Here is a 19,241-nt window from a genome sequence, read left to right as displayed (position 1 = left end):
GCACCAATTATAGACGTAACAGCATTTATTGGAAGTGTAACCTCAAAGCCTGGCATTTGAGAAACAATATCACAAAATAGCATTATTATCGAACCAAAAAATAAAGTGCTCCAAAACAGAATCGTATGATTACTAGTCTGAAAAGTCAGTTTTGCAATATGAGGAACTGCCAGACCAACGAAAGCAATTGGGCCAGCAAATGCCGTAATCGCTCCTGACAAAATACTGGTCGCAAAGATGATGACTAATCTTGCTTGTTTAAAATTCAATCCCATGCTTTTGGCGTAATTTTCACCAAGAAGTAAGGCATTTAAAGGTTTTATGCTTTTGGCGCTTAAAAGCAAACCGATTCCAACACAAAATGTCAAAATTCCGATTGTTGTCCAAGAAAGGTTTCCTAGATTTCCCATTGACCAGAAAGTGAATTTCTGAAGCTGTTCTGCTGTACTAAAATAAGTCAGCACGCTTACAATTGCAGTTGTAAAACTTCCGAACATTAAACCAACAATCAAAATTGCCATTGTGTCTCTCAATCGTTGTGAAACGATAAGAACTAAAAAAAGAACCAATGTACTTCCTAAAGTTGATGCTAAAACAATTCCGTAAGAAGACAATGCAATTACACTTAAAAAAGAAGGAAGAAATCCTGCTCCTAAAATTACAAAAGCAACACCTAAACTTGCACCAGAACTTAACCCTAAAACATACGGTCCCGCAAGCGGATTTCTAAAAAGCGTCTGCATCAAAAGTCCGCTTATAGAAAGTCCCGTTCCAACTAAAACTGCGGTAATTGCTTTTGGCAAACGGTAATTAATAATAATATATTCCCATGTTGATTTTGCCGCATACCCTCCTGTTAAACTTGCAAAAACATCTTTTAACGGAATGGTAACCGATCCTAAACTAATGCTCGCAAAAAACATCAACAAAAGACCGATGCCCAAAACGGTAAATAAAATGGTATTTCGTGTTTTACTCACCAAAATTAGTTCAGTTTAGAAGCAAAAGTAAATTCGTAGCTCGTCAATAAATCAGGATGAAAAATCTTGATATAATCTTTCAATACCAAATCTGGACGACTTGGTGCTAATTCATAATAAACTGTTCCTCCTGTCGCTCCTACTGTACCTTCAAAATTATAAACGTTTTTATTTTTAAAAGCATCAAATTCTGAGTAATGCGGATTTGCTTTCTGCAATTCATCCAAACTTTTAAAAGATCCCGAAGCAATCCACACATTTGCATCTTTTGCTTTATCTAAAACTTTTTCAAAAGACAAACCTTCGCTTCCAGTTCCTTCAAGATCAGCCCATAAATAATTAGCTTTTGCATCTTTCATAAACTGTGCAACCCAGCTATTTCCTTTGGCAACATACCAAACATCTTCGTACATAGAACCGTATAATACTTTTGAAGTTGCAGGTTTATCGGCAACCAATTTTTTGGCTTGATTGTAGCTTTCAACGATTTTATCAAACAGCTCTTTTGCTTTTTCTTCTTTTCCAAATAAAGCACCGTATAACTTTATCCATTCTGCTTTTCCTAGTGGAGACTGTTCCATCCAATCACCCTGAATCAAAACATTTAAACCGCTTTTTTTAAGATTATCCAGCATCGGATTATTGTTATCTACACCAAATGTCACAATCAAATCTGGTGACAATTCTATTAATTGTTCAATGTTTAGTTTTTCATTTTGTCCAACATTTTTCACAGAACCTTTGTCAATTAATGCTCTAGTTTTTTCAGAAGAAATGTAATCGGTATGCGGAAATCCGACCAATTTATTCTCAACTTCTAACATTTCTAAAAAAGGAATATTGGTAGTTGAAGTTACCACAACACTTTCTAGAGGAACTTTTATAGAAATATATTTATTTAAACTATCAGGAATTTGTACGTCTTTTTCTTTTAAAATGTAAGTAAATTTTCCCTTAGCATTTGGCCACGGATTACTCACATTTACAATTGAATAGCCATCGTTTTTTACGATCGAAAGTCCAGAAGCAAACTCGATACTTTCTTTGGCAATACTAGATTTTACAACCTCTTGCGCTTCATTTTTTTTACATCCAATTAAGATAAGAAGCACAAAAACGACTGGTAATTTATGGAAAAAATATTTCATATTTTATGTTTTGTATGGCAACAAAGGTAAATCAAATTCTATTTTTTTTGTTTACCTTTATTCGTACAAATTTAAACAAATCGCTTTTTATTTGATGAATGTACCAAAAACAAAAATCTGCTCCAGTTGTGAAACTGCTTTTTTATGTGGCGACACTTCGCCCGAAAATAAGTGCTGGTGTAATGATTATCCACCTATTTTCAATCTATCAGAAGGAGGCGATTGCCTTTGCCCTATATGCTTTAAAGAAGCCTGTGAAGATAAAATTGATGCTTATGTCGAAACTGTAACTCCAAAAAAGGCTCTTAATAACAAGGCCATGTTTTTGCCTAAAAATGATAATTTAATTGAGGGAATCGATTACTACATCGAAAATGGCAACTATGTTTTTAAAGCTTGGTTTCATCTAAAAAGAGGAGTCTGCTGCGGAAATAACTGCCGACATTGCCCTTATTAGAAGTTATGAGTTATAAATTTATGAGTTAGTCTTCCATAATAAATTTATAACTTGGTCAAACTCATAATTCATAATTCAAAACTTATAATTAACAAAAATGATTTACTTGGTAACTGGCGGCGAACGTTCTGGAAAAAGCGGGTATGCTCAAAAACTTGCTTTAGAGCTTTCCGATTCTCCTTTATATGTAGCAACTGCACGAAAATGGGATGCTGATTTTCAAAACCGAATCGATCGTCATCAGAAGGAAAGAGACGAACATTGGACAAATATCGAAAAAGAAAAATATTTAAGTGAAATTGATTTTTCTGAAAAAACTGCCTTAATAGATTGTGTAACGCTTTGGCTGACTAATTTTTTTATCGATACTAAAAATGATGTCGAACTAAGTTTGGAAGAGGCTAAAAAAGAATTTCTTGCCATTGCTAAACATGAAAATGCTAATATAATTATCGTAACAAATGAAATCGGAATGGGAGTTCATGCAGAAACGCACATAGGCAGAAAATTTGTCGAACTGCAAGGTTGGATGAATCAATTTCTTGCAACCAATGCTGATCAGGTTGTACTTATGGTTTCTGGAATTCCGGTTAAAATAAAAGGATAAATTTCAATACAAAAATTCCAAATTGCAAAACATAGTGAGTTTTGCAATTTGGAATTTTTCTTTTTTGGAGCTTGATCTTGGAGTTTGGAATTTAAAAATTGTAATTTTATAGCATGAGTAATTTAGACGATATATTAAAATCCCGCAGAGACACACGCCATTTTACAAACGATGAAGTTCCAGACGAAGTAATTCAGAAAGCTTTACAAGCTGGACATTGGGCGCCTTCTGTTGGGCTTACTGATGCTACACGATATTATCTCATTAAATCGGATGAAATAAAAACGTCTATTAAAAAACTGTTTTTAGATTACAATAAAAAAGCCGAAGAACGCACCGATAATCCAGAACAGAAGGAACTTTACAGATCGCTAAAACTAGAAGCGATCGAAGAAGCGCCAATCGGACTTATTATTGCTTATGATCGCTCCGTTTTAAATCAGTTTACGATTGGAACAATTGGGAGTAACGAAGCAGTAAAATTTAGTTCAGTTTGTGCGGCTCAAAATATTTGGCTTTCGCTTACAGAACAAGGTTACGGAATGGGCTGGGTTTCGATTTTAAATTATTATGAGTTTAAAAAAATACTTGATTTACCCGAAAATATAGAACCGCTTGGTTATTTCTGCATCGGAAAACCGGCCACCAATTATAACAATCAGCCAATGTTGCAACAGTTGCATTGGAAACAAAAATCGGAAGCCCCCATTTGTAATGAAATCAAAGAAATTCATCAAATAAATGTTCCAGATTTTGATTTAAGATCAGAAAATGAAATCAAAAACAAATCTGATTTCAATAAGCGTTTACAAGAAAAAATAGATTCAAAAACAAAACCCGTTGGTTCTTTAGGAATGCTGGAATCTCTAGCTTTTCAAATTGCAACTGTTTTCGAAACTTTGAATCCGAAAATAATAAAACCTAACATTGTTGTTTTTGCAGCCGATCACGGAATTGCCAATCACGGTGTAAGTGATTATCCGCAAGATGTTACTCGCCAAATGGTCAATAATTTTCTAGATGGCGGCGCTGCGATAAATGTTTTTTGCAATCAGAATAATATTGAATTATCAATTGTAGATTCGGGCGTCAATTACGATTTTCCAACCAATGCCAAATTAATCGATGCTAAAATTGCAAAAGGAACTCAATCCTTTTTACATGTTCCTGCAATGAGCGAATCTGAAGTTCGGTTGTGTTTGGATAAAGGAAAATCGATTGTTCAAAATATTGCAAAATCTGGTTCGAATTGTATTGGTTTTGGCGAAATGGGAATCGGAAATACTTCAACTGCTTCTGTTTTAATGAGTATTCTAACAGGTTTTCCTATTGAAGAATGCATCGGAAAGGGAACTGGAGTTGAAAATGAAAAACTGCTTCTAAAACAAAACTTGCTCAAAAAAGCAATTGATAATTATTCCGGTCAAACCGAATTAATATCGCAACTGTCCTATTTTGGCGGTTTTGAAATTCTTCAAATGTCTGGAGCAATATTAGAAGCTTTTGAAAACAAAATGCTAATTCTAGTTGATGGTTTTATCTGTACTATTGCTTATCTGATTGCTTTAAAAATAAATCCGAACATACAGCAAAATGCTATTTTTTGTCATTGTTCTGCCGAAAAAGCACATTCAGAATTATTAAATTATTTAGAAGCAAAACCAATTTTAAATCTTGATTTACGTTTGGGAGAAGGAACTGGCTGCGCTGTTGCTTTTCCGATTTTAAAATCGGCCGAGGCTTTTTTAAATGATATGGCTAGTTTTGAGAGCGCGGGAGTAAGTCGTAAATAAACTACTATTTGTCATTTCGACTGAAAGGAGAAATCACACTAGAAACTCGACAAAGATTGACGATTTTCTTTGCGTAATCTTGTGTGATTTCTCCTTTCAGTCGAAATGACAAACTAAATGGAAAACCAATTATATAAATGAAAAAAGAACTACACATTTTCTTCACCTGTTTAATGTTCTACACCAGAATTCCATGTCCAAAAAACATTACGCATCATCCAGATTATTTAAATAAAGCCACAAGATATTTTCCATTTATTGGATGGATTGTTGGAGGTATTTCTTTTTTAGCTTTTTATCTTTTTTCATTTTTTCTTTCTTCGGAAATTGCTGTTATACTAGCAATTATTGCTTCTATTTTAACCACAGGCGCTTTTCACGAAGACGGTTTTGCGGATGTCTGTGATGGTTTTGGCGGAGGCTGGACTAAAGAAAAAATCTTAATGATTATGAAAGACAGTGCAATTGGAGCCTACGGAGCAATCGGATTGGTTTTGCTTTTTTTACTAAAATTTAAATTGCTTTCAGAATCCGTTTTACTTTTTGCTAATAATATTCTTCTCGTTTTCCTTTTGTTTATTTCTGCTCATTCATTGAGTCGACTTGCCGCAATAAGCATTATTTTCACACACGAATATTCTCGTGATGATGCTTCGAGCAAAAGCAAACCAATTGCAAAACAATATACTTGGAAAGAAGTTTTTGGATCTTTCTTTTTTGGCTTAGTGCCGGTAATTGTATTTTCTTATTTCGATTTGAAATTTCTGCTTGCTATTATTCCTGTTTTCATAACGAGATATTTTCTAGCACGCTATTTTCAAAAATGGATTGACGGTTATACTGGAGATTGCCTTGGCGCAACACAGCAAGTTTGCGAAGTTGTATTTTACTTAAGCATTTTATTTTTATGGAAATTTATCTAGTTCGTCATACCGAAACAGTTTGTGAAAAAGGAATTTGTTACGGACAATCTGATGTAGATATTGCAAAACCATTTGACGAAATTTTCAGCAGAATCATTTCAGAATTACCTCCAGAGGCAATTATCTTTTCTAGTCCATTAAAACGTTGTGTTATTTTAGCCAAGCACATTCAAGAAAACATTAAAACCGTTTCTTATCAGGAAGATGAACGATTAAAAGAGATGAATTTTGGCGATTGGGAATTAAAAACTTGGAATGAAATTCCGTCAGAAGAGCTCAATCCTTGGATGGAAGATTTCGTGAATATCAAGGTTTCAAACGGAGAATCTTTTGTTGAATTACATGAAAGAGTTGGCCATTTTTTGTCGGAAACACTTTCAAAACTAAATCAGCCAACTGTAATTGTCGCACATGCAGGAATCATCAGAAGCATTTTATGCCATCAGAGTTCGCTTCCATTAAAAGACGCCTTCAATAATAAAGTTGATTTCGGAGAAGTTATAAAAATCAGTTTTTAATGCTAATTATTTATAATTTTTCATGAAACATAAAACAAATTTGAATAATCAATATTTTTAACTTTATCTTTGCGACAAATTAAGGTTGTGTTTTTAATTTAAAAAATACATTAAAAGGGAATCAAGTATAATTCTTGAGCTGTACCCGCAACTGTAAGCTAAGTTCAAAAAACGAATGCTTGCTGTAAACTACAAACCACTGTCACGCTCCGCGCGATGGGAAGGTAAACAGCAAGACGCAAGCCAGGAGACCTGCCTTTATAACAAATATCAAACTCTCGGGAAAAAGAGTGAAGAAATTATGACTTTAAAAAGATTTTTTACTTTTTGTTTATTTGTTGTGTGCCAGATTATTTCGGCGCAGAACGATTCTATTACCAGTCTGAAAGAAGTTTTTGTTTCAGATAAGAATTTAAAAACCTATTCGGCTTCACAATCTGTTTTAAAACTGAATGATTCTATAATCAATAAAAATGAGGCGCTCCTTACCGATTTATTGAACTTTAATTCGACTTTATATTTTAAAGAATATGGACGAGGAATGCTTTCTACGGTTTCTTTCAGAGGAACAACTTCTTCGCAAACAGCTGTTATCTGGAACGGAATAAACATTAATTCTCAAATGAACGGAAGTACCGATTTTAATACTATTTCGGGCTCAGATTATAATTCAATAAGTGTAAAAGCAGGTGGTGGAAGCGTAATTTATGGAAGCGGCGCAGTTGGAGGCACGGTGCATTTAAACAACGATTTGTTGTTTTTTAATCGTTTTGAGAATAATTTAAGACTAGATTATGGTAGTTTTAATACAATTGGGATTAATTACAAAACTTCTATTTCAAATAAAAAATGGAGCACCCAAATTGGTTTTTCTAAAAACAGCTCAACAAACGATTATAAATACTTAAATCGCTACACGTGGAGAGGTGAACAGCGATGGAACCAAAATGGGCAATACGATATTATTACGTTAAATGCCAATGTGGGCTATAAATTCAATGAAAATCATATTTTAAAACTATACAGCCAGACTTCAAACACTGACCGTAATACCTCTTTGGTTACAGAATCTGAAACGAAAAGCAAATACATAAATGGTTTTAACCGAAATTTATTGGAATATGACGGAAGTTTTGGAAAACTGAAGACTAATTTCAAAACCGCTTACATTTTCGAAAACTATCAATATTTTGCCGATAATTCTTTAAAAAATTACACATACGGAAAAACGGAGAACTTAATTACTAAGCTTGACGTCGATTATCATTTATTTAAAGAGACACATGTAAACGGAATTGTAGATTACAGTCGAACAAATGGTTACGGAACTAGTTTTGGAAGCCACATTCGTGAAATCAGTTCTGCTGCTTTGTTGGTTAGACAAGATTTTGGCGCTAACTGGAAGAACGAACTTGGGGTTAGAAAAGAATTTACAGACAATTACAAATCTCCAGTTTTATTCAATTTAGGATCTTCTTATAAATTCAATAATTGGTACAATTTAAAACTGAATGTTTCTAGAAACTTTAGAATTCCAACTTACAATGATTTGTATTGGAATCCAGGAGGAAATCTAGACTTAAAACCTGAAAGTTCTTATCAGGGAGAAATTGGTAATGTTTTTACATTCAAAAACCTGACTTGGACACAGAATTTTTATTATATGAAAATTACCGATATGCTGCAATGGGTTCCAGGCGCAAACGGTATTTGGACTCCTAAAAACCAAGATAAAGTAAACAGCTATGGAACTGAAACTATGCTGAGCTGGAAAAAAAGTTATGGCAAAAACATTTTTGCTGCAAATGCTACTTATGCTTACACGGTTTCTCAGGATGAAAAAACTAAAAATCAGATCTTTTTTGTTCCGTTTAACAAAGCAACAGGAGCAGTTTCATATTCCAGAAATAAAATAAGCGCTTATTATCAAATTCTTTACAACGGATTTGTTTACACAAGAGCCGATAATAATCCTGATGAAATCATTAATGATTATACAATTTCTAATGTCGGAATCGATTATGATCTTAAATTTTTAGATTCTTTCAAAATAGGTTTTCAAGTTTTGAATCTTTTAAATAAAAATTACGAAAGTCTAGAAAGCAGACCAATGCCAGGTCGAAATTTCAATATGTATTTAACCTTAAAATTTTAAAATATGAAGTTTAGTAAATTACTTTTAATAGCGTTAAGCATTTCGTTATTCGCTTCTTGTTCAAGTGATGACAACGATGGTCCGAAAGGCGCTTACGACAATGGTTTTTTTATTGTTAATGAAGGTAGTTCAGCTCCTGGAACAGTATCTTTTTCTAGCAATGATTTTAGCATATTTACAAAAGATGCTTATGGAGCAGAAAACGGGTCTGATGTACTTGGTAAATTTATTCAGAATATCTTTTTTGATGGAGACAAAGCATATATTATTGCTGGCGGATCAAACGTAATAAACATTGTAAATCGTTATACTTTTAAGTTAATTACTAAAATTGACAGCGGCTTAGTTAATCCTAGATATGGTGTTATAAAAGATGGTAAAGCTTATGTAACAAATGCAAATTCATACGATTCTGTTACAGACGATTATATTGCTGTAATTAACTTGGCAACTAATGTTGTTGAATCTAAAATTTCATTAAACACAACGGCAAACAGAATTGTAGAAGAAGGCGGAAAATTATACATTACAGATCCAATGGGAACTGACAAACTTTCTATTTACAATCTGAACACAAAAACTTTAGAAACTCCAATAACAATTGGTTCTGGTTCAGATTCTATTGAAGAAGAAAATGGAACTCTTTTTATCTTACGTCCTTCTTTTACTCAAAGCAGCGAAATTATAAAAGTTAAAATCTCTGACAAATCTGTTTCTAAAATTACAATTCCAGAATCTCAAGGGGTTGCTGGGTTTTTAGACATAGAAAACAACCAAGTTTATTATACAGTAGGAAGCTCTGTGTACTCAATTACAACTTCTGCAACAACAGCAGCTACTACTCCGCTTTTTACAGCTAATCCAGAGATTGGATATCTTTACGGATTTGCAGTAAAAAACAACCGTGCTTTCTTTGCTGATGGGAAATTTACTCAAGATAGTAAAGCTTACATCTACAATTTATCGGGAACTCTACAAAAAGAATTGACTACTGGAATAGGTACGAACGGATTCTACTTTAACGATTAATTTTATCCTTAGAATTAGTTTTTGTTTTTTATGGAAAAGGCTTTCATTTCTGAAAGCCTTTTCTATTTATTAGATTTTTATTAAAAATTCTTTGGAGCATTTTGAAAATACATTCCGTGTCTTAATCCGTTTATGATTTTTGAATCTGTTAAATAAGGCAGATCCAGTCCAGAATCATTAGAAATTGTTTTAGCAGTAGATCCCGTAATTTTTGAAATAGCCAAATTAAGCAAAGGCTCAGATGTTTCTCCTAAAACACCATAAGTATCCAAATATTCTTTCTGCGGATAAGTAGGCTGTAAACCTTGAGTATAGTCTCCAAAACCGGCAGAATTTGAGATTTTAAAAACCAAAGGTTGCATTGCATATTTATGATTTGCATTGATTCCTTTTTTAGTAAACAAAGTTTCAGAATCATAAATAGTATACGAACCAACATTTTTACCAGTTGTAGTTTCTCCAATCTGAACTACGTTAATATAAGGTGCTAATCCATTAATAACCAATTCACTTGCAGATGCTGTACTTGCAGTGGCAATAATGTAAACCGTACTTAAATTTAAACTGTTTAAAGCTTTACCATCAATATTATTTACAAATCTGTAATTCAGACTTTCTAAATCATCAGCAGTCATATCTTTCATCCACTTTGTGTTAAACTGCGTTTTAGCAAAAACCTGATTATCAAATTGCCCTGTAATCAAACTAGCAAGTCTAATTGCTGAAGGCACGGCTCCTCCTCCATTATATCGAAGATCTAGAACTAAATCGGTAACTCCTTGTGTTTTCAATTCGCCAAAAGCCTGATTTAATTTATCGTCATAGCTTGAATAAAACCCATTATACATTAAATAACCTATTTTATGACCTCCAGAAGGAATCACTTTGCTAATTAAAATCGGGTTTTCTTCTAAAACAGTTTTTGTCAAATCAACCGATTTTCCATTCAAAACATAACCGCTACCATTATAATCAGCCAAGTTTAGCGTATAGCTGTCCTTATTGAACAATAAATCTTGATAATTAGAAACAGTAAGTTTTACTCCATTCACACTTGTAAATAAATCACCGCGTTTAATTGCTTTAGCCGAAGCATCTGAATTTGGAATAATATATCGCACAAAACCTACCACATCATTCGACCCTGAAGATACGCGACTCAATCTAAAATCGACACCATTATTTTTTGTGACACCGCTTAGTTCCTGTTCCAAAACAGTATAATCTTCAACAATCCAGCTGAAACGATCAATTGCGTCTCCATTTGGATATTTACTTACCGGTTTGTTCAATAAAGCTTCAAATAAATCTTCGGGCTTAGAATACCCTCTTAAGAACTGATTAAAATCGGGTTGCAGATTACGGCCATCGGCTAGATTTGGCACATCTTGTTGCCATAAATAGACTTCATTTAATCCTCTCCAAATAAAATTATTAATCTGTAAGTCTGCTGGAGCTGCAACATCATCCTGATCTTCACAAGATTGCAAGGAAAATGCGAATAAAAAGAGAAAAAGAACGCTCTTTAAAGTTGTTTTCATATCGTGTAGGTTATCTATATTATGAATAACGTAAAAGTAGTATCTTTAGTTTTAGCTTCATCGATCAAGCAGTATTTTTTTATATAAAAAATATTTTCTTTTTTGTTGTAACAAATATAATTACACCTCGTCTTGAATATATAAGCTAACGATTAACCATCAGATTAATGAACCAAGTTGTATTTATAGAATTAATAAATCCTTTTAAAGACAAAGTTTTTCGTCTGGCAAAAAGATTGCTTACAAGTACTGAAGAGGCAGAAGATGCAACTCAGGAAGTAATGGTAAAATTATGGAACAAAAAAGACAATTTAGAGAACTATAATAGCGTCGAAGCATTGGCAATGACCATGACCAAAAATTATTGTCTTGATCAATTAAAATCTAAAAGAGCCAGTAACCTGCAGATTGTTCATAATAATTTTACCGATCGGCAGCCACAATTGGATAAAAAACTAGAAGATCAAGATAGTTTAGAATGGGTCGAAAAAATTATAAATGAAATGCCAGAACAACTGCAATTATTAATTCAGCTTCGGGATGTAGAACAATATGAATTTGAAGAAATAGCCAAAATCGTAAATATGAACGAAACGGCAATACGAGTGGCGCTTTCGAGAGCGAGAAAAAAAATTAGAGAATCAATGACAAATACACACCTTTATGGAACTAAATAAAATAGAAGAGATATTAGAAAAATACTTTCAGGGAGAAACTTCTATTGCCGAAGAAAATCAATTAAAAGAATATTTTTCTTCATCCAATGTTGCGCAGCATTTGGAGCAATACAAACCTATGTTTGGCTATTTCTCTCAAGCAAAAGAACAAAAATCAACGTATGAAATTCCACTACAATCTAAGAAACGCAATGTAGCGTGGTTATCGATTGCGGCATCAGTTGTTGTTTTGCTAGGAATTGGAACCTACTTTTTTATGAGCGAGCAAAAAGATACAACTGCAATAGCTTCGCAAACAGAATTAGGAACCTATAATAATCCTGAAGAAGCCTTGAAAGCTACGCAAAAAGCTTTGGCCTTATTATCAACACATGTTAATGTAGGTATTGAAAGTGTGCAATACATTAACGAATATGAACAATCAAAAAACAAAATTTTTAAACAGTAATTAAACAAAAAATAGTCATGAAAAATTTCATTATAACTTTAGTATTCGCATTTGTTACCACAACTTTTTATGCACAAGGCGCTTTTGACAAATTTGACGGTCAAGATGATGTGACTTCGGTAATTGTAAATAAAAAAATGTTTGATTTAATGAGTAAAGTAAAAGTTGACGCTTCTGATAAAGAGACGCAACAATATATTGCCCTAATCAAAAAGTTAGATTACTTAAAAGTCTTTACCACTAAAAACCCAAAAATCGAAGCCGATATGAAAGCTACTGCCGATAAGTATGTAAAAACTGCTGGTTTAGAAGAATTAATGCGTGTAAATGATAGCGGGAAAAACGTTAGAATAATGGTAAAATCTGGAGCTACAGACACTCAAATAAAAGAGCTTTTAATGTATGTTGACGGTGCAAAAAACGATGAAACTGTTTTATTATCTTTAACTGGTAATTTTGATTTAAACGAAATTTCAGTATTAACAGATAAAATGCAACTTCCTGGAGGAACAGACTTAAAGAAAGCTTCTAAAGGCAAAAAATAACATGAGAACAAATATTTTCATCATAGCAGTTACAGCTCTCCTAACATTAGGAAGCTGTAATTCTGAACCAACATTACAAAAATATTTTGTTGAAAATTCAGAGAAAAAAGATTTCATAGCATTAGATGTTTCGCCAACTATTCTAAATGTTGATCAAACGTCTTTATCAGCAGAACAAAGTAAAGCTTTAAACTCATTTGACAAAATGAATATTCTCGCTTTTAAAGCCGACCAAAACAATCAGGCAGAATTTGAAACAGAAAGAAATAAAGTAAAAGCCATATTAAAAGATCCGAAATATCAAGAATTAATGAAAATTGGTTCTGGCAAAGACGGTGCTTCTGTAAGCTATGTTGGAAGTGATGACAATATTAAAGAGTTTGTTATTTTCGCCAACAGAAAAGAAAATGGCTTTGCAGTAGTTCGTGTTTTAGGAGAAAATATGAATCCGAATAATATTATGACTTTAATGTCTGTTTTACAAAAATCTAAAATAGACATGGAACAGTTAAAACCCTTAGAACAATTGCTTAAAAAATAAAATCATCTTACTTTTTAAATGAGAAAAGCTCCATAATTGGAGCTTTTTCTTTTTTTCTATTTGAAAGATTTTACTGAGCAAAACAATTGCTATTTGTTTTGTCCTGAATCTAATTTAATTATATTTGCTTCTTACCAAAATAATAAATTATGATACAAAAAACATCAAATGCCTTTATCGCGGCATCTTGGGTTGCCCTTGGAGCAGGAACAGTTGGCTTTATTGTTGGACTTGCCAGAGCTGAAATGCTTTTAAACGAAAAAGGATATTATTTCACTGTTTTAATGTTCGGACTTTTTGCCGTTGTCTCTTTACAAAAAAGCGTAAGAGACCGATTAGAAAAACTTCCTGTTACTGATATTTATTACGGAATTTGCTGGTTTGGAACATTATTATCAATCGTTCTTCTAGTTGTTGGATTATGGAATGCAACGATTCTTCCAAGCGAAAAAGGTTTTTATGCCTTTGCCTTTCTACTAGCATTATTTGGTGCCATTTCAGTACAAAAAAATACAAGAGACAACATGAACTTTAATCAAAACGAATAGGATTTATAATTAAAATACTAAAGGGGCTGCTTCAAATACTGAGACAGCCCCTTTGTTATTTTATCCTTTTAATGAAACACAACTTTAACTTTGTATTTTTATATCTAGCTTTCATTCCGTAGGAATGTCTCATCGGTAGAAAAAAAACAGCTAATAGCAATATTTACGTTCCGTAGGAACGTAACAACGACAACAACACAATATTTCTACTACCAACAAAATGTTCCTACGGAACATCAAAACGTATAAAACAAAAAAAGCTCCAATGAAAATTGGAGCTTTTCTTTTATATTAAAATCTGAGATTATTTACTCAAATACATTTTTCTTCTAGAGTACAATTCGTAGAATTGATCATCTTTTAAGTCATCAATAAACAAGATGCTTTCTCCTGTCGATTTCATTTCTGGCCCTAATGCTTTGTTTACGTTCGGGAATTTGCTGAAAGAGAAAACTGGTTGTTTAATTGCGTATCCTTTTAATTGTGGATTGAAATCAAAGTCAGTCACTTTATTATGACCTAACATTACTTTTGTAGCGTAGTTTACATAAGGCTCTCCGTAAGCTTTTGCAATAAAAGGAACTGTTCTTGAAGCTCTTGGATTTGCCTCGATGATGTAAACCGTATCATCTTTAATCGCAAACTGAATATTGATTAAACCTACAGTTTTTAAAGCTCTAGCAATTTTATGCGTGTGGTCTTTAATCTGCTGCATTACAAATTCTCCTAAGTTGAAAGGAGGCAATGTTGCGTTACTATCTCCAGAGTGAACTCCACAAGGCTCAATGTGCTCCATAATTCCGATGATATAAACATTTCCATCAGCATCACAGATTGCATCAGCTTCAGCTTCGATTGCTCCAGCTAAGTAGTGATCTAGTAATAATTTGTTTCCTGGAATTGCTTTTAACAAATCGATAACGTGCTCTTCAAGCTCTTTTTTGTTGATTACGATTTTCATTCCCTGACCTCCTAATACATAAGAAGGACGAATTAAAAGTGGGAAATCTAAAGTATCAGCCAATTTAGAAGCTTCATCAGCCGTTTCAGCGATTCCGAATCTTGGGAAAGGAATATTTAATTCAGTCAATAAGTCTGAGAATCTTCCTCTGTCTTCCGCTAAGTCAAGCGCGTCAAAACTAGTTCCGATGATTTTTACTCCGTATTTAGATAATTTATCTGCTAATTTAAGAGCCGTCTGACCACCAAGCTGCACGATTACACCTTCTGGCTTTTCGTGTTGGATAATGTCATAAATGTGCTCCCAGAAAACTGGTTCGAAGTATAATTTATCGGCTGTGTCAAAGTCTGTAGAAACTGTTTCAGGATTACAGTTAATCATGATTGTTTCGTAACCGCATTCTTTTGCAGCTAAAACTCCGTGTACACAAGAATAATCAAACTCGATTCCTTGTCCAATTCTGTTTGGTCCAGAACCTAGAACGATTACTTTCTTTTTATCTGTCAGGATACTTTCGTTATCTACATAACGCTCTCCATTTGCTTTTTCAATTTCTGCCTCAAAAGTTGAGTAATAGTATGGTGTTTTTGCTTTAAACTCAGCCGCACACGTATCAACCAATTTGAATACACGGTTGATGTTCATATTCATACGTAAAGTGTGCACTTCACTTTCCAGACAGCTCATCATGTGAGCAATTTGTCTATCTGCAAAACCTTTTTGTTTTGCCTCAAGTAATAATTCTTTTGGAAGATCAGAAACTTTGTAGTTTGAGATTTCTTTTTCTAAAGTATAAAGCTCTTCGTATTGCTTCAAGAACCACATGTCGATTCTTGTAATTTCGTGAATTGTGCTTAATGGAATTCCCATTGCAATTGCATCGTAGATTACGAATACACGATCCCAACTTGCATAAGTTAGTTTTTCGATAATTTGTTCGTAATTTTTGTATCCTTTTCCGTCAGCACCTAAACCATTTCTCTTAATCTCTAAAGATTGAGTTGCTTTGTGAAGTGCTTCTTGGAAAGAACGTCCAATTCCCATAACCTCACCTACAGATTTCATCTGAAGACCTAAAGTTCTGTCTGAACCTTCAAATTTATCGAAGTTCCAACGTGGTATTTTTACGATTACATAATCTAAAGTTGGTTCGAAAAGAGCCGAAGTCGATTTTGTAATTTGGTTTTGCAATTCATCTAAATTGTACCCTAAAGCTAGTTTAGAAGCAATTTTAGCAATTGGATATCCAGTCGCTTTTGATGCTAATGCAGAAGAACGAGATACACGAGGGTTAATTTCGATTGCTACGATATCTTCTTTTTCGTCTGGTGAAACTGCGAATTGTACGTTACATCCTCCAGCAAAATTTCCGATACTTCTCATCATTAAGATAGCGTAGTCACGTAATTTTTGGAAAGTTGTATCAGATAATGTCATCGCTGGTGCTACTGTGATAGAATCTCCAGTGTGGATTCCCATTGGATCCATGTTTTCGATAGAACAGATAATTACAACATTGTCATTTTTATCTCTTAAAAGCTCTAATTCGTACTCTTTCCATCCCATTAAAGCTTTGTCGATCAAAACTTCGTGAATTGGAGAAGCTTCTAGTCCGCGAGTTAAAAGCTCATCAAAGTCTTCTTTTTTGTAAACCACAGCTGCTCCAGTTCCTCCTAATGTAAATGAAGGACGAATTACAAGCGGGAAACCAAATTCCTGAGCAATTTCTTTTCCTTCAAGGTAAGATGTTGCTGTTTTTGCAGGCGCAGTTGGCACATTAATTCTTTCTAAAAGCTGTTTAAACTGTTCTCTGTCTTCAGTAATATTAATAGCATTTACATCAACACCGATTAATCTCACTCCGAAATCTTGCCAGATTCCTTTTTCCTCAGCTTCCAAACACAAGTTTAAGGCTGTTTGTCCTCCCATTGTTGGCAAAACAGCATCAATTTGTGGATGTTCCTTAAGAATTTCAATAATCGATTTTGTCGTTAAAGGTTTCAAATAAATATGATCGGCCATAGATGGGTCGGTCATAATCGTCGCTGGATTCGAGTTAATCAAGATAACCTCAATTCCTTCTTCACGAATCGAGCGTGCAGATTGAGATCCCGCATAATCGAATTCGCAAGCTTGGCCAATAACAATAGGTCCTGAACCTATAATTAAAACTGATTTTATTGATGTGTCTTTAGGCATTTTGTATGTATTGTGTAGTTATTTACGATTTTAAAAAACTGTTCTAGTACGTTAAAAACTAGAAAGTTGAGAAAATTTTTACCGACAAGGTATAAAAAAAGGCGATACTAAAAAAGTAATCGCCTTATGTATGTTTATACAAACATTATTTTTTGTGTCTAGGCTCGCTAGAAACAGTTAATTTATGTCTTCCTTTTGCTCTTCTACGCGCTAGAACTTTTCTTCCATTCGCAGAAGCCATTCTGTCCATAAATCCGTGCTTATTTCTTCTTTTTCTTTTCGATGGTTGAAATGTTCTTTTGCTCATTGCTTTGTATCTTTAAAAATGGTATCTATTAACTCGTTTATTTGGTTTTGGATATCGTTGTTCAAAAACCGAGTGCAAATATACAAAGACTTTTTTTTCTGGCAAGCACTTTTATAAAAATATTTTTAATTCCTTTTACTATCTTTGCAATCACAAATTTACAATAATTATGTTTCACAAGAATATTAAACTTATTTTGGCCGGACTCCTTGTAGTGGCGGGCATTTGGCAATTTACAGAGAGTAATATTGGGAATGGTATATTCCTTATCTTATTGACTGCAATTCCAATTTTTCTTTATTTTAAAAACGAATTTATCCTTTTAGCTTTCCTTAAATTAAGAAAACAAGACTTTGCAGGAGCTAATAAATGGTTATCATATATCAAAAATCCAGAAGGTGCATTAGTAAGAAAACAGCAAGGATACTTAAATTACTTACAAGGTATTATGTTATCTCAAACCAATATTAACCAAGCTGAGAAACATTTCAAAAAAGCAATCGAACTTGGACTATCAATGGATATGGATTTAGCTGTAGCTAAATTAAACCTTGCAGGAGTCGCAATGTCACGCAGAAGAAAATTGGAAGCGACTAATTTACTTAACGAAGCTAAAAAATTAGACAAGCAAGGTATGCTGAAGGAGCAAATCACGATGATGAAAGAACAAATGAAGAAAATCTAAACGATTTTTTAAATTCCAATATTTAAAATCCCAAATTCCAAAAGGAGTTTGGGATTTTTTTATTTTAGATTGTTGAGTTTAGATTTTAGATTTATTCTCCAATAAAGATTTTCCATATAGTTTGTCATCCCGAGGAACGAGAGATCTCCGCAAGAAACTCAGCAAAGCAAATTACCAATCTTTGTCGAGCTACCTGCGGAGATTTCTCCCTACGGTTGAAATGACAAGATTGCGTGCTCTTAGATACATCTTTGTCAAAGTTTAAAACTTTGACAAAGGTTACAAATCCTCAAAGTATTGGAATTTGAAATTTTAAAATTGGAATTTTAATCTTCCATTATAATAGAAGGCAAATTCTCATTCAGCCATTTGTACTTATTGAGAATCATAATATGAGATCCTCCTTTTACTATGATACATTTGTCGATATATTTTATAGGAAAAACATCGTCATGATCTCCGTGAATATGTACTACATTTTCATCAATTTGATCGCGATCCCATAGAATTACACTTTCTACAGCCCATTGCAGATAACCTAAATCGCGTACAGATAAAAATTTCTCGTATAATTTAATTCTCTTATTAACCTTTTCGCCAAAAGAAAATTTAGCTAATTTTTCAATATTTAAAATTAATTGCATCGGGATTAACTTATAAGCTTTAGTAGTCTTTCCGATTTTCATTCTTCTCGGAAATTCTAGATTGCTTCTAACGCTCGATATAATAATTACTTTTCGTGTTTTTATATGTTTTGAAATTTCCTGCACTAGAATTCCGCCAAAAGAAACTCCAATCAAAACAGGATTTTCATCTTTTATATTTTTACTAATTCGAAGCGCATAATCAGATAAAGATTCTTTTGGATTCGGAATTTCCCATTCCAAAAGATGCATTTCAAAAACAGTTTCATCTAATTTTATTCTTTCAAAAATAGATGAACTCGCCGCCAAACCTGGCATAAAATAAACTGGAATTTTACTCATAACATTAAAATGAAATTACCATTAATACATTTATTCTAAAAAATAAAGTTACTTTTTTTAATATCATGATAATCAAATTTCAGACCTATTTTACAGGGATTCGAAAAAAATAAAACTTTGAAACAATAACTTAAACTTTATAGCTGCAAAAAATAATTCAATATTGAAAATCAAATGATTACCTTTGCATTTC

The 19,241-nt window shown here is 33.2% G+C and carries 19 protein-coding genes and 1 riboswitch; of the genes, 13 read left to right on the top strand and 6 right to left on the bottom strand.

Translation table 11 applies throughout. The annotated features are described in order from the left end of the window. Both B3J44_RS05445 and B3J44_RS05440 read right to left on the bottom strand, forming a co-directional pair. Positions 1–923, bottom strand: a 923-nt coding sequence (locus B3J44_RS05445; protein ID WP_414654761.1) for an iron chelate uptake ABC transporter family permease subunit, incomplete at its 3' end; no start/stop codon positions are given. Between the two features lie 62 nt (positions 924–985). Next, complete coding sequence (locus B3J44_RS05440; RefSeq protein ID WP_286966636.1) at positions 986–2,128, bottom strand: ABC transporter substrate-binding protein; 1,143 nt, start codon at positions 2,126–2,128, stop codon at positions 986–988. Between the two features lie 94 nt (positions 2,129–2,222). On the opposite strand from B3J44_RS05440, the gene B3J44_RS05435 reads away from it, so the two are divergent. From B3J44_RS05435 to B3J44_RS05405, 7 genes are all read left to right on the top strand, one after another. Continuing rightward, entirely contained in the window at positions 2,223–2,585 is a 363-nt protein-coding gene (locus tag B3J44_RS05435; RefSeq protein ID WP_198858180.1) for a DUF5522 domain-containing protein, read from the top strand. Positions 2,586–2,682: 97 nt separating this feature from the next. Beyond that, positions 2,683–3,192: a bifunctional adenosylcobinamide kinase/adenosylcobinamide-phosphate guanylyltransferase gene (gene cobU, locus B3J44_RS05430; protein ID WP_286966634.1), complete on the top strand. Its 510-nt coding sequence runs from the start codon at positions 2,683–2,685 to the stop codon at positions 3,190–3,192. 113 nt (positions 3,193–3,305) lie between these two features. Then, positions 3,306–4,985: a nicotinate-nucleotide--dimethylbenzimidazole phosphoribosyltransferase gene (cobT, locus tag B3J44_RS05425; RefSeq protein ID WP_286966632.1), complete on the top strand. Its 1,680-nt coding sequence runs from the start codon at positions 3,306–3,308 to the stop codon at positions 4,983–4,985. A 137-nt stretch (positions 4,986–5,122) separates the two neighbouring features. Then, complete coding sequence (locus B3J44_RS05420) at positions 5,123–5,908, top strand: adenosylcobinamide-GDP ribazoletransferase (RefSeq protein ID WP_286966630.1); 786 nt, start codon at positions 5,123–5,125, stop codon at positions 5,906–5,908. Then, positions 5,893–6,426, top strand: coding sequence for an alpha-ribazole phosphatase (cobC, locus tag B3J44_RS05415; protein ID WP_286966629.1), 534 nt, complete (start codon positions 5,893–5,895; stop codon positions 6,424–6,426). Before B3J44_RS05420 ends, cobC begins: the two co-directional genes overlap by 16 nt. A gap of 65 nt (positions 6,427–6,491) precedes the next feature. Beyond that, a riboswitch (cobalamin riboswitch) is annotated at positions 6,492–6,700 on the top strand. A 27-nt stretch (positions 6,701–6,727) separates the two neighbouring features. Continuing rightward, the gene (locus B3J44_RS05410; protein ID WP_286966627.1) at positions 6,728–8,581 is read left to right on the top strand and encodes a TonB-dependent receptor plug domain-containing protein; all 1,854 of its coding nucleotides are present in this window, start codon (positions 6,728–6,730) and stop codon (positions 8,579–8,581) included. A 3-nt stretch (positions 8,582–8,584) separates the two neighbouring features. Further along, positions 8,585–9,610, top strand: coding sequence for a YncE family protein (locus tag B3J44_RS05405; protein WP_286966626.1), 1,026 nt, complete (start codon positions 8,585–8,587; stop codon positions 9,608–9,610). A gap of 80 nt (positions 9,611–9,690) precedes the next feature. Here B3J44_RS05405 and B3J44_RS05400 read toward each other — a convergent pair whose 3' ends face one another. Continuing rightward, complete coding sequence (locus B3J44_RS05400; protein ID WP_286966624.1) at positions 9,691–11,151, bottom strand: S41 family peptidase; 1,461 nt, start codon at positions 11,149–11,151, stop codon at positions 9,691–9,693. 167 nt (positions 11,152–11,318) lie between these two features. Here B3J44_RS05400 and B3J44_RS05395 point away from each other — a divergent pair, with 167 nt between their 5' ends. The 5 genes from B3J44_RS05395 (at position 11,319) to yiaA (ending at position 13,910) form a co-directional block, all read left to right on the top strand. Further along, positions 11,319–11,828: an RNA polymerase sigma factor gene (locus B3J44_RS05395; RefSeq protein ID WP_286966622.1), complete on the top strand. Its 510-nt coding sequence runs from the start codon at positions 11,319–11,321 to the stop codon at positions 11,826–11,828. Then, positions 11,815–12,276: a hypothetical protein gene (locus B3J44_RS05390; RefSeq protein ID WP_286966621.1), complete on the top strand. Its 462-nt coding sequence runs from the start codon at positions 11,815–11,817 to the stop codon at positions 12,274–12,276. Before B3J44_RS05395 ends, B3J44_RS05390 begins: the two co-directional genes overlap by 14 nt. A 17-nt stretch (positions 12,277–12,293) precedes the next feature. Next, positions 12,294–12,821 (top strand): DUF4252 domain-containing protein, encoded by a 528-nt coding sequence (locus B3J44_RS05385; protein ID WP_198858190.1) that lies wholly within the window; start codon positions 12,294–12,296, stop codon positions 12,819–12,821. A 1-nt stretch (position 12,822) separates the two neighbouring features. Then, positions 12,823–13,362 (top strand): DUF4252 domain-containing protein, encoded by a 540-nt coding sequence (locus tag B3J44_RS05380; protein ID WP_286966619.1) that lies wholly within the window; start codon positions 12,823–12,825, stop codon positions 13,360–13,362. A 149-nt stretch (positions 13,363–13,511) separates the two neighbouring features. Then, on the top strand, positions 13,512–13,910 hold the full coding sequence (gene yiaA, locus B3J44_RS05375; RefSeq protein ID WP_278020576.1) for an inner membrane protein YiaA: 399 nt from the start codon (positions 13,512–13,514) through the stop codon (positions 13,908–13,910). Positions 13,911–14,214: 304 nt separating this feature from the next. Here the strand turns inward: yiaA and carB are convergent, their stop codons facing one another. Both carB and rpmH read right to left on the bottom strand, forming a co-directional pair. Continuing rightward, positions 14,215–17,070, bottom strand: coding sequence for a carbamoyl-phosphate synthase large subunit (carB, locus tag B3J44_RS05370; RefSeq protein WP_198858192.1), 2,856 nt, complete (start codon positions 17,068–17,070; stop codon positions 14,215–14,217). Between the two features lie 145 nt (positions 17,071–17,215). Beyond that, the gene (gene rpmH, locus B3J44_RS05365) at positions 17,216–17,377 is read right to left on the bottom strand and encodes a 50S ribosomal protein L34 (protein ID WP_008464848.1); all 162 of its coding nucleotides are present in this window, start codon (positions 17,375–17,377) and stop codon (positions 17,216–17,218) included. A gap of 169 nt (positions 17,378–17,546) precedes the next feature. On the opposite strand from rpmH, the gene B3J44_RS05360 reads away from it, so the two are divergent. Then, positions 17,547–18,062 carry a DUF2892 domain-containing protein gene (locus tag B3J44_RS05360; RefSeq protein ID WP_198858193.1) on the top strand — a complete coding sequence of 172 codons (516 nt, stop codon included), beginning with the start codon at positions 17,547–17,549 and terminating at the stop codon, positions 18,060–18,062. 326 nt (positions 18,063–18,388) lie between these two features. Here B3J44_RS05360 and B3J44_RS05355 read toward each other — a convergent pair whose 3' ends face one another. After that, on the bottom strand, positions 18,389–19,048 hold the full coding sequence (locus tag B3J44_RS05355) for an alpha/beta hydrolase (RefSeq protein WP_286966546.1): 660 nt from the start codon (positions 19,046–19,048) through the stop codon (positions 18,389–18,391). Positions 19,049–19,241: the final 193 nt, after the last annotated feature.

Source organism: Flavobacterium sp. UBA4854 (genome assembly GCF_002399805.1).
GTDB lineage: Bacteria > Bacteroidota > Bacteroidia > Flavobacteriales > Flavobacteriaceae > Flavobacterium > Flavobacterium ginsengisoli.
Note: the sequence above shows the minus strand (reverse complement) of the source record. Positions and strands in the feature narration are given on the sequence as shown.

Excerpts from the sequence above, each read along its gene's own strand:
- B3J44_RS05440 (WP_286966636.1), bottom strand. The coding sequence starts at position 2,128 with ATGAAATATTTTTTCCATAAATTACCAGTCGTTTTTGTGCTTCTTATC.
- B3J44_RS05435 (WP_198858180.1), top strand. The coding sequence starts at position 2,223 with ATGAATGTACCAAAAACAAAAATCTGCTCCAGTTGTGAAACTGCTTTT.
- cobU (WP_286966634.1), top strand. The coding sequence starts at position 2,683 with ATGATTTACTTGGTAACTGGCGGCGAACGTTCTGGAAAAAGCGGGTAT.
- cobT (WP_286966632.1), top strand. The coding sequence starts at position 3,306 with ATGAGTAATTTAGACGATATATTAAAATCCCGCAGAGACACACGCCAT.
- B3J44_RS05420 (WP_286966630.1), top strand. The coding sequence starts at position 5,123 with ATGAAAAAAGAACTACACATTTTCTTCACCTGTTTAATGTTCTACACC.
- cobC (WP_286966629.1), top strand. The coding sequence starts at position 5,893 with ATGGAAATTTATCTAGTTCGTCATACCGAAACAGTTTGTGAAAAAGGA.
- B3J44_RS05410 (WP_286966627.1), top strand. The coding sequence starts at position 6,728 with ATGACTTTAAAAAGATTTTTTACTTTTTGTTTATTTGTTGTGTGCCAG.
- B3J44_RS05405 (WP_286966626.1), top strand. The coding sequence starts at position 8,585 with ATGAAGTTTAGTAAATTACTTTTAATAGCGTTAAGCATTTCGTTATTC.
- B3J44_RS05400 (WP_286966624.1), bottom strand. The coding sequence starts at position 11,151 with ATGAAAACAACTTTAAAGAGCGTTCTTTTTCTCTTTTTATTCGCATTT.
- B3J44_RS05395 (WP_286966622.1), top strand. The coding sequence starts at position 11,319 with ATGAACCAAGTTGTATTTATAGAATTAATAAATCCTTTTAAAGACAAA.
- B3J44_RS05390 (WP_286966621.1), top strand. The coding sequence starts at position 11,815 with ATGGAACTAAATAAAATAGAAGAGATATTAGAAAAATACTTTCAGGGA.
- B3J44_RS05385 (WP_198858190.1), top strand. The coding sequence starts at position 12,294 with ATGAAAAATTTCATTATAACTTTAGTATTCGCATTTGTTACCACAACT.
- B3J44_RS05380 (WP_286966619.1), top strand. The coding sequence starts at position 12,823 with ATGAGAACAAATATTTTCATCATAGCAGTTACAGCTCTCCTAACATTA.
- yiaA (WP_278020576.1), top strand. The coding sequence starts at position 13,512 with ATGATACAAAAAACATCAAATGCCTTTATCGCGGCATCTTGGGTTGCC.
- carB (WP_198858192.1), bottom strand. The coding sequence starts at position 17,070 with ATGCCTAAAGACACATCAATAAAATCAGTTTTAATTATAGGTTCAGGA.
- rpmH (WP_008464848.1), bottom strand. The coding sequence starts at position 17,377 with ATGAGCAAAAGAACATTTCAACCATCGAAAAGAAAAAGAAGAAATAAG.
- B3J44_RS05360 (WP_198858193.1), top strand. The coding sequence starts at position 17,547 with ATGTTTCACAAGAATATTAAACTTATTTTGGCCGGACTCCTTGTAGTG.
- B3J44_RS05355 (WP_286966546.1), bottom strand. The coding sequence starts at position 19,048 with ATGAGTAAAATTCCAGTTTATTTTATGCCAGGTTTGGCGGCGAGTTCA.